We start from the raw sequence: 17,149 nt of genomic DNA on the forward strand, positions 1-17,149 counted from the left end.
CACGATCTCACGAAAAGGGTGAGATCTCGCGGAGCCCTATGCTGTGCGCGCGGCCCGGCGCGACATCAGGATCATGACGATCTGCGCCAAGAGCACGCTCGCCTCAGCGGCGGCGAGTCCGATGGATCCGCCGACCGCGCCCAGCGCCGACGCGAGCCCGAGCGACGTCGGGACCCCCACGAGCGCCCCGACCACGACGCTCGCGAAGACGAGCCTGGGCTTGCCCCATGCGATCAGCACGTGGCGTCCGGTGGCGGTAGACATCGACAGGCAGAACGTGGCGATGCCGAAGCAGAGCGCGGTGAGGCGATCGATCCCGTTCACGAACAGGAATGACGTGAGCCACGGTCCGAGGCCGGCGAAGGCGCAGAGGCCGGTGATTCCGAGGATTGCGTGCAGCAGCAGCGCCCGGCGCGCGCGATCGCCGAAGTGCGCGCGATCGTTCTCGACGACCCAGCCCTGCAGCGCGTTGCCCTGTGCTCCGATGACGGTCTGCCCCATGCGCCAGAGCTTGTCGCCGTTGACGTACAGCCCTGCCTGCGCGGTCGAGGCTCCGAGCGTCACGATCGATACGGCGAGCGCGGTGTAGGCCCCGCTGACGGCCTCGGTCCCGGCTGCGGAAAGCTGTGTGCGTGCGAAGCGGATCGCGGATCGCCACCCCGTCATCAGTTCGCGCAGCGGAACCACGCGGCGGGCGTAGCCGAGCACGCCGCCCACGATCGCGACGATGAGCAGGGTCGGATAGGTCCACACGAGCCCGGATCCACCGATCATGATCGCCACGCCGCCGAGCCCCGTCGCGATCGCGCGGGGCAGCAGCTCGAAGCCGATGAGGGGCAGCGGGGTGCCCAGCCCGATGAGATACCAGCTCGAGGTGAGGCCGCCGAGCGTGATCGCAACGGCCATGAGGGCGGCATCGAGTCCGGATCCGGCGGGTGCCAGCACCCACGACGCGACCGCGCCGATGACGAGCGCGGGAAAGAGCACCAGGATCCGCGCCCGGGTTCCCCGCGCGAAGAGATCCGCGCGTGCCTCCGCGGGAGCGAGCGCGACGAGGGTCGGACCCTGCACGTTCAGCCCGAGAGCGACGACGAGGGCGAGGAATCCCCCGACCGACTGGCCGACCGCGATCGCGACCCACGCCTCGTTACCCGCCGCGCGCGGCAGGATCGGCAGCACCAGGAACGGGATGAGCGCGCTGATCGCCGGGATCGTCGAGAAGCTCAGCAGGCGACGGGCGAGGGGCATCAGAGTGCTCCCCCCGCCGCGCGACCGTCGCGCGCTGCGCGGCGCGTGCCCGGATCCGCGAGATCGCATCCACTTCGCGAGAGCGCGCCCAGCTCGATACGACCTCGCGAAAAGGGTGAGATCTCACGGGCGCGGAACGAGCCGGAAGATCCGCCGCTTCGCGAGAGCGCACCCGCCTCGATACGACCCCGCGAAAAAGAGGAGATCTCACGGGCGCGGGCGCCATCGGCGCGCAGCGCGGCGGGGAGGAGACGGGCGGCCGCAACGCCGCATCTCACGCTCATCGGGCGCGCCAGTAGTCGGCGCCGCGCATGCGGATGGCCTGGCGGAAACCGATCGAGCGGTCAATCCCCTGGACCGGGATCTGGGGCCGTTCCACCCCCGCGGCGGCCTTCCAGCCCTGGATCCGCCCGACGAGCGCCGACGGATCCCTCTGCAGCACCAGCCGCCGCACGCACACGAGCGCCTCGATCGCGAGGGCCGGGATGGCGCGGCGGGTGCGCAGCACGCCCCACGCGCGCAGCAGGTAGCCGCGGCCGAAGCCCGCGAGGCGGATCTGCCGCGGCGTTCCCTCGCCGGCCGACGCCCCGCCGATGTGCACGCCGCCGGGACGGTCGAGCGTGACGGTGCCGTATCCCCCGGCGCGCAGCCGCAGCGCGAGGTCGAGCTCCTCGCCATACATGAAGATGCCCTCGTCGAGCACGCCGACCTCGTCGAGCGCGCTGCGGCGGTACGCGGCGACGGCGCCGTACGGGCCGAGCACGGGCGGATCCGCGGGGTTCTGCCGCGCGAGCGGCGCACCGTGGTAGCGCACGAAGCCGGCGCAGGTGGCGTCGGCGGTGATGCCCTGCGAGTCGATGGATCCGTCGGTGCCCATCAGCAGCGGGCACACGCTCGCGACGGCGGGGCCTGCCTCGTCAAGCGCGTCCGCGATCGAGGCCATGAGGTCGGGCTCGGCGATGACGTCGCTGTTGACGAGCACGACGACGTCGGCGGATCCGGAGGCGATGCCCCGGTTGCACGTCGCGGCGAAGCCCTTATTAGAGGAGTTGCGGATCAGCGTCACCGCCGGAAACGCGTCGGCGACGCGGTCGGCGGTGTCGTCGGGCCCGCAATCGTCGACGACGATGATGTTGACCGGAAGCGTCTGCTCGAGCAGCGCGCGGATGCACGGTTCGACGTGCTCCCACCCGCCGTAGACCGGAACAATGGCGTCAATCGTGGCGGTCGCAGGCATGGCCTCAGTCTAGTTGTCAGTGCTCCGTGTGATGATGAGACCTGTTCACCATCGGAGGGGAATCACGACCTTGGCACCTACGAAACGTGGTCGCACCGCGATCATCGCAGGATCCTGCGCGGCAGCTCTCGTGCTCGTCGGAGGCGGCATCACATACGCCGCGCTCTCGAACGGCGATCCGGAACCCATCGCGTCGTCTCAGACACCGACACCGACGCCCACCCCGACACTGACCCCCACACCTACTCCGACGCCGACTCCGACGCCCACGCCGGAGCCCGCCGAGGTCCCGACCTCGACGCCCGTGAAGGCGATGCTCGACGGCTGGCAGGGCGCAGATTCCCGCGCGGTCGCAGACATCATGCCGCAGATCGGCGAGGCGGCAGACGGCCGCATGTCGGCGTTCATCAACGCCCCGAAGGTCTCAGAGGCTACCAACGCCCTCACGGTCGAGGTGCCCGTCGAGGCCGGCACCGAATACACCCTCACGGCGCAGGTGCGCCAGGGCACGATCGATCTCGCCGAGGCGAACGCTGAGCTCGTGATCGGCGACGAGACCGTCCCGTTCGGCGAGATCAACGGCGACTGGTCCGAGATCGAGGGATCCTTCAGGGCAGACTCCGACACGGCGACGCTCGCGATCCGGGTCACCGGGCCCGTCGACGCCCTCGGCATCGACGACATCTCGCTCGCCGCGTCCGGCGGCGAAAACGTGGTCCCCAACGGATCCTTTGAGCAGGTTTCGAGCGACTGGGGCGTCCGTAACAACACGCTTCTGCTGCGCGAGACCGGCGCCGCGATGGGCGTTTCCCTCCCCGACGGCGACGCAAGCTGGTCGGTGTCGGCGCGTGACGGATCCGAGGTCGCCTCGGGAACCGAGAAGGTCGAAGACGGCTTCGCCCGCATCGCGCTCGACGACGTCACGCAGGGCTACTACACCTTTAGCGTGACCGACTCGGCGGGCCGCTCGGTCTCGACGCCCTTCGGCGTCATCGACTACGCGGGCGCGACGATCGCGACCGACGACCGCTTCGGCGTCGCCACCCACGTCGACCAGGACTGGTACGTCGACGCCGCAGACGCCGTCTCGGCGACAGGCTTCGGCCTCGCCCGCAACGACGTGCTGTGGGATCAGAATGAGACGACGCCGGGCCAGTATTCGTTCTCGTCGCACTACACCGACGAGTTCGGCAAGTTCAGCTCGCACGGCGTGCAGCTGCTCGGCATCGTCAATTACGGCAACCCGCTCTACGACGGCGGCAACACCCCGGCGTCGCCCGCGGCCGTCGAGGCGTTCGGCGCCTACGCCGCCGCGATCGCGCAGAACTTCGACGTCGCGGGCCTCGAGGTCTTCAACGAGTTCAACCACGACCGCTTCCAGACCGGATCCTGCGGCTCGGCCCCCGCGTGCTACCAGCCGCTCGTGAAGTCAACGGCCGACCACGTCGCCGCGGTCGACCCGGACCTTCCAATCGTCGCCGGATCCACGGCGAACTACGACGGCGACTGGTTCCGCGGCCTGTGGCCGACGGGCGCTGCCGACTCGGCCGACGCGATGAGCTTCCACCCGTACAACAAGTGGATCTACGACACCCCCGAGAGCCTCAGCAACGTCATGACTGAGGCCGACGGCGACATGGAGACCCTCGCCGGCAAGGTGCTTCCGATCTGGATCACCGAGTTCGGATGGACCACCGGCGCCGAGCTCGGCCAGCAGGTCTCGCGCGACGTGCAGGCCGAACGCCTGTGGCGCGCCGAGCTCACCGCCTTCGGCTACGGCGCCGAGAAGTACTTCTGGTACGACCTCATCGACGACAGCACCGACGGCAACAACCACGAGGGCAACTTCGGCATGTACGAGCGCAAGCGCGACGGCGTCGCCGCCCAGCCGCCGAAGCCCGCCGCGTTCGCTCAGGCGCTGCTGATCAACACACTCGACGGTCGCGAGGCCGCAGGCCGCACGGATGCGGGCGACGGCGTGCGCACGGCCGTGTTCGGATCCGACGACAGCACCGTCACCGCCGTCTGGTCGTTCGACGGCGACCGCGAGGCCACGATCGAGGCCTCCGGCCCCGTCACGGTAACCTCTCTGACAGGTGAGGTTTCGACGCTCGAGCCGACCGACGGATCCGTGAAGGTCACCGTCGGCAGCTCCCCGCTCCTGATCGAGCAGGCGACCGCCGACTCCGACGAGCCCACGCCGTCGCCCTCGCCCTCCGAGTCCGGCACGCCCACGCCTGCCGCGACCGCATCGACCAAGCCCGAGGACGACTAGTGACAAACGAGCACGACCCACTCGCGGGGCTGTCGCGCCGCGAGCTGCGCGAACTGCGCGCCCGACTCGACCAGGCCGAGTCCGCCGCCGACGCGGCGGAGGCCGCGGCCCCGGGCGGCGCGGACAGCGGCGCGCCGATCGAGCCGGGATCCGAGGATCCGGGGTACGGCGCGGGCGCGGCGGGTGCCGCCGGGGCCGGGTCTGCCGGCGCGGGCGCCGGGTCGGGATCCGCTGGCGCGGGTTACGGCGCGGGCGCCGGGTCGGGATCCGCTGGCGCGGGTTACGGCGCGGGCGCCGGGTCTGCTGGCGCCGCGGGATCCGCCGCCGGATCCGCGCAGCCGCCGGTTTCGCGTCCTCCCGTCTCGCGTCCGCCCGCGGCGCAGCCCGCGCCGGGCACGCGTCCCGTGAACTCGTGGGATCTGCCGACCGAGGCGCTGACGATCCAGCACGGCGGATCCGCGTCCGACGCGACCGCCGTCATGCCGACGGTCGGCGACGCCGCGACCGTCGCGATGCCCGTCGCCTCGCCCGACCACACGCGCACGGAGGCGATGCCGTTCGTCGACATGCCGGCCGCGCAGGCGGCCCCGGCGGCCGCGCCGAAGGATCCGTTCGCGACCGCCGCGACCCCCGCCTACGGAACGGCCGCGCCTGCTGTGGCCGCGCCCGCCGCGAATCCGGCTGCCGGCGCCGGCGGCGCGGGTGACGGATCCGGAAACCCGCCGGGAGGCGACGACATGGCCGAAAAGCCGCGCAAGAAGCGCCGCACGCGCAACATCATCATCATCGTGCTGCTCGTGCTCATCGCGTGCGTGGCGTGGCTCGGGGTGCGCGCGCTCATGGTGAAGAACGACCTGCAGGCGGCGCAGCGCGTCGTCGCGCACGTGCAGCAGGAGCCCGACAGCCTCGACGCGGCCCTGCCGGTGCTGGGCGATTACGCCGGATCCGCCGCGAGCGTACGGTGGGATCCGATCTGGCGCGTCGCGGAGTTCGTGCCCTGGGCGGGCGCGAACCTCAAGGGCGTGCGCCTGGCCGCCGAGTCGCTCGACGTCGCGGCGAACGACCTCGCCGTGCCCGCGCTCGAGGCGATGCGCGAGGAGAGCGAGACGCCGATCCTGCAGCGCATCCTGCCGATCCTCGACGAGGTGCAGCCGCGCATCACGTCGCTGGCCGACAAGATTCACGCCGTGGCCGACTCGTCGTCGCTGATCGGTCCGGTGCGATCCGGCGTCGACATGGTCGACAAGGTCATGCAACAGGCGGGCCCCGCCATCGGTGTCGCGCCCGGGCTTCTGGGCGCCGACGGCGAGAAGAATTACCTGCTCGTCTTCATGAACAACGCCGAGTCGGTGGGCCTGGCCGGATCCGCGGCGTCGCAGACGCTGCTCAACGTCAACGAGGGCGCGATCAGCATCGCGGCGCAGGCCGGATCCGGTGACTTCAAGGAAGACGGCGGAGCCGTCGACGTCGACGTGCCGCAAAGCGCTCTCGACCTGTACACGAACTACCTCGTCGACCACGTCAACACGACGCCGAGCCGCCCCGACTTCCCGACGATGGCGGCCCTCGACCGCGCGTTCTGGAACCGCGACATCGGCGACCAGCAGATCGACGGAGTCGTGGGCATCGACCCGATCGCGCTCAGCTACATCCTCGACGCGACCGGCCCGATCACGATCGAGGAGACGGGCGACACCCTCACGAGCGCCAACGCCGTGCAGCTGCTGCTGAGCGACGTGTACTCGCGGTGGGGCGACTACGAGTCGCAGGAGATGGCCGACGCGTTCTTCGCGGGCGTCGCGACCAAGGTGTTCGACAAGATCGCCACGGGCGACTTCGACATGCTCACGATGGTTTCGTCGCTCGGCCGCGGCATCGACCAGGGCTCGCTCCTGTTCCACAGCTTCGACGACGACACCCAGTCGTACATCGAACATGAGCGCGTCTCGGGCATCCTGCCCACGTCGAACGAGGAAGAGAGCGTCGTCGGCGTGTACTTCCGCGACGAGTCGACGTCGAAGATCTCGTACTACATGAAGTCGAACATCGACGTCACGCAGACGTGCACCGACGGATCCTCGACCTTCGCGGTCGACACCACCCTGCACATGGACATCGACAGCTTCGACGGGCTGCCCGACTACGTGCGCCCGCAGAACGACGCGTTCTGGGGCCTCACGCGCACGGCCGTCTACGTCTACGGCCCTCCCGGCACGACCCTCGACAGCGTCGAGATCGAGGGCCGCGAGGTCGAGATCAAGAACCAGGACATCGACGACCTCGGACGCCCCGTCGCCTTCGTCTGGGCCTACCTCGGCCCGACCGAGATGGCCACCATCCACACGACCTTCTCGGGCAAGGGTGACTTCGGCCCCGCCGCCGTCTGGTCGACCCCGATGGTCAACGCCAGCACGGGCACCGTCACCCCCTGCGGCGCGACGGAGTAGGCGCGCAAGAAAGCGGGGCGGATCGAGGATCCGCCCCGCTTTTGCGTGCGTTGGAGGAGGGTGGGCGCCACGCTCCGGGTGGGGAAAGTGAGGAATTGCGCCCCGCGATCGGCGGCGCGACGCCCGCTTTTCCTCACTTTCCCGCCCAGACTGCAATTCTCCGCGGGGTCATCTGCGAATCGCAGATGACCCCGCGGAGAATTGCAGGGTTAGGGGGAAAGTGAGGAGTTACCTCGGGATGATCTGGGTCGGGGCCGTGGGGCTCGTGTCGTTGCCGCCCCAGCCGAGGTTGTCCAGGATTTCCGTCGCGTTCGGGTCGTAGGGGCGGGTCGGCTGGACCATCGTCGGCGGATCCGCCGGGTAGGTCGGCACCCGGGTCGTGGGCGCGGCGGCGGCCGGAGCAGGCGCCGCGGCCGGGTTAGAAGCGGCCGAGTAGGATGCCGCAGGCGCACCCGGGATGTACCGCGACGGCACCGGCGCCGACGGGGCCTGGGGCGGGCGGGCGACGCGCACCTCGCGGTGGTCGTCCCAGATCGCCCGGGCGATGACCTTCTCGTCGCGCGAGTGCACGAGGGCGCGGAGGAACGCCGCGGCGAGGGTTCCGATCCACGCGCCGATCGAGTTCGAGATGATGTCGCGCATGTCGCTCACGCGGTCGCCGAGGAACTCGCCCTGGAACCACTCGATGCCGTACGAGTATGCGGGCAGGATCAGCAGCGCAAGCCACCAGCCCCAGCCTGGCAGCGCGAGGCCCAGCAGGAATCCGAGCGGGATGAACATGCCGATGTTGGCCGTGAACTCGAGCTGCATGTATCCGAAGGCGTCGGGCACGCCGATGCGGTGCAGCACCGTCAGCACGCGGTCGGCGACCGAGTCGACGCCGATTCCGTCGAGTGAGGGCGACATCGTCACCCACATCACGAACGCCAGGTAGATCACGAACAGCACGGTCGCGATGCCGACCCGGAGGCGGCTGCGGGCGGGCTTGCGGTCATCGACATACGTCATAGTCCGAGCGTAAACGCGGAAGTTGTGAGCGCGCGAGACCACCGGCGGATCCGGAGGGGATCCGCCAGCCGTTTCCAGCAAGAACGAAAAAGCGGGGCGGATCCCGAAGGATCCACCCCGCTTAGTCAGCGAGACCGAAGGTCTTACTTGATGATGCCCGTCACCGTGCCGGCGCCGACCGTGCGGCCACCCTCACGGATAGCGAAGCCGAGGCCCTCTTCCATAGCGATGGGCTGGATGAGCTCCACCGTCATGTCCGTGGTGTCACCGGGCATAACCATCTCGGTGCCCTCGGGCAGCGAGATGACGCCGGTCACGTCCGTGGTACGGAAGTAGAACTGCGGGCGGTAGTTCGTGTAGAACGGGTTGTGGCGGCCACCCTCGTCCTTCGAGAGGATGTAGGCGGTGCCGGTGAAGTTGGTGTGCGGCGTAACCGAACCGGGCTTCACGACAACCTGGCCGCGCTCAACGTCTTCGCGCTTGAGACCGCGGAGGAGCAGACCACAGTTCTCGCCGGCCCACGCCTCGTCGAGCTGCTTGTGGAACATCTCGATACCCGTGACCGTGGTCTTCTGGGTGTCGCGGATGCCGACGATCTCGACCTCGGAGTTGATCGCGAGGGTACCGCGCTCGGCGCGGCCCGTCACGACGGTGCCACGACCGGTGATCGTGAAGACGTCCTCAATGGGCATGAGGAACGGCTTGTCGCGGTCACGCTCGGGGGTCGGGATCGAGTTGTCGACGGCCTCCATGAGGTCGACGATGCGCTGGGTCCACTTCTCGTCGCCCTGGAGCGCCTGGTAACCCGAGACCTGGACGACGGGAGCGTTGTCGCCGTCGAAGCCCTGCGACGAGAGGAGCTCGCGCACCTCGAGCTCAACGAGCTCAAGGATTTCCTCGTCGTCAACCATGTCGCACTTGTTGAGCGCAACGAGCAGGTAGGGAACGCCGACCTGCTTGGCGAGCAGGACGTGCTCGCGGGTCTGAGCCATGGGACCGTCGGTCGCGGCGACCACGAGGATCGCGCCGTCCATCTGGGCAGCACCGGTGATCATGTTCTTGACGTAGTCGGCGTGACCCGGGGCGTCAACGTGAGCGTAGTGACGCGCGGGGGTCTCGTACTCAACGTGCGAAACGTTGATCGTGATACCGCGGTCGCGCTCCTCGGGAGCCGAGTCAATCGTGTTGAAGTCACGGACGACGTTGACATCCGAGGGGTACTTGTCAGCAAGCACCTTCGAGATGGCAGCGGTGAGGGTCGTCTTACCGTGGTCAACGTGACCGATGGTGCCGATGTTGACGTGCGGCTTGGTGCGGTCGAACTTGGCCTTAGCCACTTGGTCCTCCTCAGGACAGTCTTGGAGCGAAACGGGGCGCTGGATTGCGTCCGGTTCTCTCCGGGGTTTGTTTCAGTCTACTGGAGACAAATCTGTGTGAAGTTGTGCGTGGTGGATGGGGCCGGAACGGTGCCCGGCCCCATCCGAGAGCCATCAGGGCTGGGGAGCTATTACTCGCCCTTGCCCTTCTGGATGATCTCGTCAGCGACAGCCTTGGGAACCTCAGCGTAGCTGTTGAACTCCATCGAGAAGACGGCACGGCCCGAGGTCTTCGAGCGCAGGTCACCAATGTAACCGAACATGCTCGACAGCGGAACGAGGGCACGGACGACCTTGACACCCTGGGCGTCTTCCATCGACTGAACCTGGCCACGACGCGAGTTCAGGTCGCCGATAACGTCGCCCATGTACTCCTCGGGCGTACGAACCTCGACGCTCATCATCGGCTCGAGCAGCACGGGGCCAGCCTTCTGGATGGCCTCCTTGAAGCCCATCGAACCGGCGATCTTGAACGCCATTTCCGACGAGTCGACGTCGTGCGCCGCACCATCGGTCAGGGTCGCCTTGACACCGACCATCGGGTAACCGGCGAGGATACCGACGTTCATCGCGTCCTGGAAACCAGCGTCAACCGACGGGATGTACTCGCGCGGAACGCGACCACCGGTGACGGCGTTCTCGAACTCGTAGACCTTGTCGCCCTCGACCTCAAGCGGCTCGATCGCGAACTGGATCTTCGCGAACTGACCCGATCCACCCGTCTGCTTCTTGTGGGTGTAGTCGTGACGCTCAACGGCACGGCGGATGGTCTCGCGGTAGGCCACCTGGGGCTTACCGATGTTCGCCTCAACCTTGAACTCGCGCTTCATGCGGTCGACAAGGATGTCGAGGTGGAGCTCACCCATGCCCTTGATGGTCGTCTGACCGGTCTCGGGGTTGTTCTCGACGCGGAAGGTCGGGTCCTCTTCAGCGAGCTTCTGGATCGCGAGACCCAGCTTCTCCTGGTCGGCCTTCGTCTTCGGCTCGATCGCGACCTCGATGACGGGCTCCGGGAACGTCATCGACTCGAGGACAACCTGGTTGGCCGAGTCGCAGAGCGTGTCACCGGTGGTGGTGTCCTTGAGGCCGATAACGGCGTAGATGTGACCAGCGGTGACCGAGTCAACCGGCTGCTCCTTGTTGGCGTGCATCTGGAAGATCTTTCCGATGCGCTCCTTCTTGCCCTTCGTCGAGTTGACGATGGCCGCACCCGAGTCGAGGTGACCCGAGTAGACGCGGATGTAGGTCAGACGACCGAAGAAGGGGTGCGTGACAACCTTGAACGCGAGAGCCGTGAAGGGCTCGTCGGCGGTTGCGTGACGCTCGATGATCTTCGTCTCGTCCTTGGGGTCGTGCGCCTCGATGGCGGGCACGTCCGTGGGGGCGGGGAGGAAGTCAACGACGGCGTCGAGCATGGGCTGCACGCCGCGGTTCTTGAAGGCCGAGCCACAGAACACCGGGAAGGCGTCACCGTTGACGGTGAGCTTACGGATACCCGACTTGATCTCGTCGATCGAGAGCTCTTCGCCACCGAAGAACTTCTCGAGGAGCTCGTCGTCGGCCTCAGCGGCGGTCTCGACAAGCTTCTCGCGGTACTCCTCGGCCTTGGCCTGGAGGTCGGCGGGGATCTCCTGGGTCTCGTACGAGGCACCCATGGTCACGTCACCCTTGGCGTCACCCGGCCACACGAAGGCCTTCATGGTGAGGAGGTCGACGACACCAACGAAGTCGTTCTCCGAGCCGATGGGGAGCTGCATGACGATGGGCTTCGCCTTGAGGCGGTTCACGATCGTATCGATCGTGTAGTAGAAGTCAGCGCCCAGCTTGTCCATCTTGTTGACGAAGCAGATGCGGGGGACGTTGTACTTGTCAGCCTGACGCCACACGGTCTCGGACTGGGGCTCAACACCCTCCTTGCCGTCGAAGACGGCAACGGCGCCATCGAGCACGCGAAGCGAGCGCTCGACCTCGACCGTGAAGTCGACGTGGCCGGGGGTGTCGATGATGTTGATCTGGGTGCCGTTCCAGAAGCTGGTCACAGCGGCGGACGTGATCGTGATGCCACGTTCCTGCTCCTGCTCCATCCAGTCGGTCGTCGCGCCACCATCGTGCGTTTCGCCGATCTTGTGGTTGACGCCCGTGTAGAACAGGATGCGCTCGGTCGTCGTGGTCTTACCGGCGTCAATGTGCGCCATGATGCCGATGTTGCGGACCTTCGTGAGGTCGGTGAGCACTTCTTGTGCCACTTCAAGGTTCCTTACGTAAGAAAAGGGATGAAACAGGAACGTCGGCCCCGAAACGCCCCGGAGAGCGTTCCGGGGCCGACGTTATGGCGCTGTTGCTTACCAGCGGTAGTGCGCGAATGCCCGGTTCGACTCGGCCATCTTGTGAGTGTCCTCACGGCGCTTCACCGCGGCACCAAGGCCGTTCGAAGCGTCGAGGATCTCGTTCATCAGACGCTCGGTCATCGTCTTCTCACGACGACCCTTGGCGTAGCTCACGAGCCAGCGGAGAGCGAGCGTGTTGGCACGGTGAGGCTTGACCTCGACCGGAACCTGGTACGTCGATCCACCAACACGGCGGCTGCGGACCTCAAGCGTGGGGCGCACGTTGTCGAGCGCCTTCTTGAGGGTGGTAACGGCGTCGGCCTCGGCCTTCGCGTCAACGCCAGCGAGGGCGCCGTACACGATGTTCTCGGCGAGCGACTTCTTGCCGTCAACAAGGATCTTGTTGACGAGCTGCGTCACGATGGGAGCGCCGTAGACCGGGTCGTTGACGACGGGACGCTTAGGTGCGGGACCCTTACGAGGCATCTAACTCAACCCTTCTTCGCGCCGTAGAGGCTACGCGCCTGCTTACGGTTCTTGACGGCCTGGGTGTCGAGGGCACCGCGAACGATGCGGTAACGCACACCAGGGAGGTCCTTCACGCGACCGCCGCGGACGAGCACAAGCGAGTGCTCCTGGAGGTTGTGGCCCTCACCGGGGATGTAGGCCGTGACCTCGGTACCGTTGCGGAGCTTCACACGAGCGACCTTACGCATCGCCGAGTTCGGCTTCTTGGGGGTGGTGGTGTACACGCGGGTGCACACACCTGCCTGCTGCGGGTTCGCCTTCAGCGCCGGCGAGTTCGAAGTCTTCTTCTTCGACTGGCGGCCCTTGCGAACCAACTGCTGAATAGTTGGCACGTTTCTCCTTGAATTTTTGCTGCACGGTGACAGCAAGGCGTGATGTTTCACGTCGATCCATCCGATCGGGCGGGCCCGAAAGAGTGCGATGGATATGCCGTGGGGGCGGGACTGATGGCAGCCCCCATCCCTATGTCCGCGCGCACGCGAAAACGAATACACGCAGACTGATCAATCATACGTGTGCGACACGCGCGCCGCAAAGTGCCCGCCTGTCACTATCCTGTGTGCATGGAGCGCTCGCTGGATACCCGAGTCACCCAGGCCGTCGATGCCTGGCTGACCTGGCTTCCGCGCTGGCAGCCGGCGACCCACCGCGGCCGCCGCTCGCCCTGCCGACGCTGCTTCGGATCCCCCCTGCTCGCCTCGGTCGGCATCGGCGATACCGCGCCGCACGGCGTGCAGCACGGCCTGTCGGTGCGCCTCATGACGATCATCGAGCAGCGCGTCGCGCAGTACACGGCCGATAACCTCCCGCTCCTGCAGTCCGAGCTCGACATGCAGGCGGCCCGCAATCGCGGCCGCGGATACCGGCCGGCCGAGGGGCTGGATCCGGAGTTCGAGGGGCTGCCGCTCGATCCGGATCCGGAACCCGGCGCGCCCTTCCTGTTTACGATCGCGGGGCTCGCGGAGGAGGCCGAGCGCGCCACTCCCCCGCCGCCGCCCCTGACGGAGGCGGAGAAGAACGCCCTGCGGCGCGAGATCGCCCTCTCCGACGACTACGCGAACGAGATCGGCCAGGAGATCTGCGTTCTACTGCACGGGCACCGCCTGCGCGTGCAGGCGGCGGTGCGCGAGTTCGTGGATCCGCAGATCGACCAGCTGCTCAGCGAGCTCTCGCGCTCGCTGGACGACCCTTTCGCCTAGAAAACCTCACCCCGCCAGGTGCGACCACGCGCCCGCGAGCTCGCGCCACGGGCCGCTCGCGGCGACGCGGCCGCCCTCCAGCACCACGACGCGGTCGGCGCGGGCGAGGGCCGCGCGCTTCGAGGTCGAGCCGATGACGGTCATGCCCTTGTCGCGCAGCGCCTGCCACAGCTCAATCTCGGTCGCGGCGTCGAGCGCGCTCGAGACGTCGTCGGCGAGCAGAATCTCCGAGTCGGTCGCGAGCGCCCTCGCCGTCGCGAGCCGCTGCACCTGGCCGCCCGAGAGCCGAACGCCGCGGTGGCCGACGGCCGCGTGGACGCCGCCGGCGCCCTCGATGTCGTCCTCCATGCGGGCGATGCGAATCGCGTCGTCGATCTGGCGATCGCGGTCGAGGCGGATGTTCTCGTCGAAGGTTCCCGACAGCACGCGCGGCACCTGGGCAACGTAGGCGACCTGGCGGGGGCGCAGGAAGGTGCCCTCCGCGACGGGCGCGCCGTTCCAGCGTAGCTCGCCCGTGTGCGGGACGAGGCCGGCGAGGCTCGCGAGCAGGCTCGATTTTCCGGATCCGATGCCGCCGGTGAGCAGCACGAGCTCGCCCTTCTCGACGGCAAGGTCGACGCCCTCGACGCCGATCGTGCCGTCGGCGTGCACGGCGGTGAGGCCGCGCAGCTCGAGGGCGACGAGGGGATCATGGGGCTCGGGCAGCGGTGCGGGCGCCGTTCCCGAGACCTCGTCGACGCCGGGGACGGCCGCGAAGATGCCGGATCCGCCCGCGAGGTGCTGCGTCGCGACCTGCCACGCGCGCACGCCCGGCGCCTTCGTGACGACGGCGGCGGCACAGAGGCCGTACCAGGTGAAGCCGAGGATGCTGCCCGAGGCGAGGATCGTCGTCGCGAGATCCCACACGCCGAGGAAGTGCATCGCCCACGAGAAGGTCACGCCGCAGGCGATCACGATGCCGGGCACGCCGTCGAGCACGGCCTGCACGCGGTGCTCGCGGATCTGCGCCTCGACGCGGCGCACGTCGACGTCGTTGAGGTGCTGGCGCACCGGATCCACGCGCGCCGCGAGCTTGACGGTGCGGGCGGCATCGAGCGCCGACACGAGGGTGCGGCCGAACTCGACGCGGGCGTCGGCGGCGCGCTTGGCCGAACGGCCGGCGGCGGGGCGACCCGCCCAGCTGGCCGCGGCCGACAGCACGAGCACGCTCGCAAGCAGCACGCCGACGAGCCACTCGCCCGAGAGCAGCACCGAGAGGATCACGACGATCGTCGCCGAGACGAGGTCGCCCCAGCGGTCGGCGTAGTCCTGGATCCGGTCGCCGTCCATCGCGCGCGCGACGACCTCGCCCGGCGGGGTCGCCTGCAGGCGCGGCTCACCGAGCTGCCCCGCGAGCACGCGCGTGCGATGCCGGGTGAGGCACGAGACCCACCAGCGCGGGTAGATATTGACGGCGTAGCCGAACACGGCGGGCATGACGAGAACCGCGATCGCCGCGGTGACGGCCACGAGGCCCCAGACGCCCGCGCCGACGGCGAGGCCGTCGACCGTGCGGCCCCAGAGCCAGCTCGTGACGATGCCCTGCGGCGACAGCGCCGACATGACGAGGAACATGCCGACGCCGAGCAGGCCCCAGCCGGGGCGGTGCGCGAACGCGCTCAGCACCGAGCGGGCGAGGCCGGGACCGTCGCCCGGTTCGAACACCTCGGGCTTCGCCGTCTTCCGGCGCGCGCCGCCGATCGCGATCGGGCCGGTCGCGTCGGTGACGGGCCCCGCGGGCGGATCCTCGTCGCCGTCGACGATGCCGTGGTGCTCCCTCGAGGCGGCGAGCAGGCTCTGGAACGGGCCGGGCTCGCCCGCGAGATCCTCGTAGCGGCCCTGCTGAATCACGCGGCCGTGGTCGAGCACGACGACGCGGTCGGCGCGCTCGATGGTCGTGAGGCGGTGCGCAATCAGGACGCCCGTGCGGCCCGCGAGCAGGCGCTCCGAGGCGCGCACGACGCGGCGCTCGGTGAGCGGATCCATGCGCGCGGTCGCCTCGTCGAGAACGACGACCGAGACGTCTCGGACGAGCAGGCGGCAGAACGCGACGAGCTGCTCCTCGCCCGCCGAGAGCACGGCGCCACCGGGTCCGAGGCGCGTGTCGAGGCCGTCGGGCAGGCGCGAGACCCAGTCGGCGAGGCCGAGCTCGTCGATCGCTGCCTCGATGTCGGCGCGCGGGATGGGCGCGAACAGCGCGATGTTCTCGGCGAGCGTGCCCGCGAGCAGCTCGGTGCGCTGCGTGACGACGCCGATCGCGCCGCGCAGCTTCTGCAGGTCGAGCGTCGTCACGCACTCGCCGCCGAGCAGCACCGTGCCGGGATGCGGCTCGACCGCGCGCGGGATGAGCGACGCGAGCGTCGACTTGCCGGATCCGGTGCGGCCGACGAGCGCGAGCGTCTCGCCGTCGGGGACGACGATCGAGATGTCGCGCAGCGCGAAGGATCCCTCGCCGTACCCGAACGAGAGGTCGCGGATCTCGAGGCCCGCGCCGTCCGGGAGGTCTGCCCCGCCGTCGGGCTCAGGTTCCACGGCCATCATCTGCTTCACGCGGGTAATCGCGCCGAGCCCCTCCTGCACCTGGGGCAGCTGGTTGACGAGCTCGCCGACGCGGCCAATCAGCATCGTCGTCGCGAGCACGAGCGTGATGAGCTGCGGCAGCGCGAGCCCGCCCGAGGTCACCATCGCGACGCCCGCGACGAGCAGGCCCGCGAAGAGCGCCTGCAGCACGCCCTGCGAGCGGAAGATCAGCTCGGCCTCCTTCGAGGCCATGTGGCGGAAGGTGCGGTTGATCGCGCTCGCGCGGTCGGCGATGCGGCGCAGCGCGAAGGCCTGGCCACCGCTCGTGCGCAGGTCGTCGCGGGCGGCGACGACCTCCTCGAACGCGGCCGCGTGATCCGTCCACGTCTGCTCGTTGACGACCTTGCGCGCCGCGATCACCGCGAAGAGCGGCCGCACGAAGAGTAGGTTAACGGCGACGAGCAGCGGCATCGCGATCCACGCCGGCCACCACATCGCGCCCGCGACGATCCACAGCGGCACGGCGCCGAGCAGCGTCGCCATGACGCCCCACCACTGCTGGCGCATGAGGTTGCTGATCGCGTTCGTGTCGTCGTCGATGCGGTCGAGGATCTCGCCGACCGCCTGCTCGCCCAGCACGCTGAGCGGCTGCCCGAAGGCGGCGGCCAGGAGGTCGCGGCGGAGCTTCCCCGCGGCGCGGTCGATGACCTGCGCCCACCCGACCTGCGCGAGCACCTGGATCAGCGCCGCGCCCACGATCAGGGCGCCGAGCAGCACCACGCCGCCCCACGTCGGGCGCTCGGCGAGACGCCCCGAGACGATCGTCGCGACGGCCTGGCCGGTCGTCGCCACCGCGAGGGCCACGATCGCGAGCACGCTGATTGGCCCCGAGATTCGCCGCCAGGAGATGCTGCGCGCCTGCGCCGTCTGTGTCTGCAATGTCAC

The 17,149-nt window shown here is 68.8% G+C and carries 11 protein-coding genes; 3 read left to right on the forward strand and 8 right to left on the reverse strand.

Annotation, left to right across the window (positions count from 1 at the left end):
- Positions 1-36 precede the first annotated feature (36 nt).
- Together DTO57_RS05960 and DTO57_RS05965 are read right to left on the reverse strand one after the other, a co-directional pair.
- Positions 37-1,248: a lipopolysaccharide biosynthesis protein gene (locus tag DTO57_RS05960; protein WP_114117327.1), complete on the reverse strand. Its 1,212-nt coding sequence runs from the start codon at positions 1,246-1,248 to the stop codon at positions 37-39.
- A gap of 280 nt (positions 1,249-1,528) precedes the next feature.
- Positions 1,529-2,485, reverse strand: a complete 957-nt coding sequence (locus DTO57_RS05965) for a glycosyltransferase family 2 protein (RefSeq protein ID WP_114117328.1) — start codon at positions 2,483-2,485, stop codon at positions 1,529-1,531.
- 70 nt (positions 2,486-2,555) lie between these two features.
- Here DTO57_RS05965 and DTO57_RS05970 point away from each other — a divergent pair, with 70 nt between their 5' ends.
- Together DTO57_RS05970 and DTO57_RS05975 are read left to right on the forward strand one after the other, a co-directional pair.
- On the forward strand, positions 2,556-4,760 hold the full coding sequence (locus DTO57_RS05970) for a carbohydrate binding domain-containing protein (RefSeq protein ID WP_162785677.1): 2,205 nt from the start codon (positions 2,556-2,558) through the stop codon (positions 4,758-4,760).
- Positions 4,760-7,207 (forward strand): DUF4012 domain-containing protein, encoded by a 2,448-nt coding sequence (locus DTO57_RS05975; RefSeq protein WP_162785678.1) that lies wholly within the window; start codon positions 4,760-4,762, stop codon positions 7,205-7,207. Before DTO57_RS05970 ends, DTO57_RS05975 begins: the two co-directional genes overlap by 1 nt.
- A 228-nt stretch (positions 7,208-7,435) precedes the next feature.
- Here the strand turns inward: DTO57_RS05975 and DTO57_RS05980 are convergent, their stop codons facing one another.
- The 5 genes from DTO57_RS05980 to rpsL form a co-directional block, all read right to left on the reverse strand.
- On the reverse strand, positions 7,436-8,215 hold the full coding sequence (locus DTO57_RS05980; RefSeq protein WP_114117331.1) for a VanZ family protein: 780 nt from the start codon (positions 8,213-8,215) through the stop codon (positions 7,436-7,438).
- 143 nt (positions 8,216-8,358) lie between these two features.
- The gene (gene tuf / locus DTO57_RS05985) at positions 8,359-9,552 is read right to left on the reverse strand and encodes an elongation factor Tu (RefSeq protein WP_114117332.1); all 1,194 of its coding nucleotides are present in this window, start codon (positions 9,550-9,552) and stop codon (positions 8,359-8,361) included.
- A gap of 170 nt (positions 9,553-9,722) precedes the next feature.
- Positions 9,723-11,837, reverse strand: a complete 2,115-nt coding sequence (gene fusA, locus DTO57_RS05990; protein ID WP_114117333.1) for an elongation factor G — start codon at positions 11,835-11,837, stop codon at positions 9,723-9,725.
- A 96-nt stretch (positions 11,838-11,933) separates the two neighbouring features.
- Positions 11,934-12,404 (reverse strand): 30S ribosomal protein S7, encoded by a 471-nt coding sequence (rpsG, locus tag DTO57_RS05995; protein ID WP_114117334.1) that lies wholly within the window; start codon positions 12,402-12,404, stop codon positions 11,934-11,936.
- A 5-nt stretch (positions 12,405-12,409) separates the two neighbouring features.
- Complete coding sequence (gene rpsL, locus DTO57_RS06000; RefSeq protein ID WP_114117335.1) at positions 12,410-12,778, reverse strand: 30S ribosomal protein S12; 369 nt, start codon at positions 12,776-12,778, stop codon at positions 12,410-12,412.
- A gap of 231 nt (positions 12,779-13,009) precedes the next feature.
- On the opposite strand from rpsL, the gene DTO57_RS06005 reads away from it, so the two are divergent.
- Positions 13,010-13,645 carry a spermidine/putrescine ABC transporter substrate-binding protein gene (locus tag DTO57_RS06005; RefSeq protein WP_114117336.1) on the forward strand — a complete coding sequence of 212 codons (636 nt, stop codon included), beginning with the start codon at positions 13,010-13,012 and terminating at the stop codon, positions 13,643-13,645.
- Positions 13,646-13,651: 6 nt separating this feature from the next.
- Here the strand turns inward: DTO57_RS06005 and DTO57_RS06010 are convergent, their stop codons facing one another.
- Positions 13,652-17,149 (reverse strand): ATP-binding cassette domain-containing protein, encoded by a 3,498-nt coding sequence (locus DTO57_RS06010; protein WP_222843233.1) that lies wholly within the window; start codon positions 17,147-17,149, stop codon positions 13,652-13,654.

This window comes from Microbacterium sorbitolivorans, from assembly GCF_003327285.1.
Taxonomy (GTDB): domain Bacteria; phylum Actinomycetota; class Actinomycetes; order Actinomycetales; family Microbacteriaceae; genus Microbacterium; species Microbacterium sorbitolivorans.

Excerpts from the sequence above, each read along its gene's own strand:
- DTO57_RS05960 (WP_114117327.1), bottom strand. The coding sequence starts at position 1,248 with ATGCCCCTCGCCCGTCGCCTGCTGAGCTTCTCGACGATCCCGGCGATC.
- DTO57_RS05965 (WP_114117328.1), bottom strand. The coding sequence starts at position 2,485 with ATGCCTGCGACCGCCACGATTGACGCCATTGTTCCGGTCTACGGCGGG.
- DTO57_RS05980 (WP_114117331.1), bottom strand. The coding sequence starts at position 8,215 with ATGACGTATGTCGATGACCGCAAGCCCGCCCGCAGCCGCCTCCGGGTC.
- rpsG (WP_114117334.1), bottom strand. The coding sequence starts at position 12,404 with ATGCCTCGTAAGGGTCCCGCACCTAAGCGTCCCGTCGTCAACGACCCG.
- DTO57_RS06005 (WP_114117336.1), top strand. The coding sequence starts at position 13,010 with ATGGAGCGCTCGCTGGATACCCGAGTCACCCAGGCCGTCGATGCCTGG.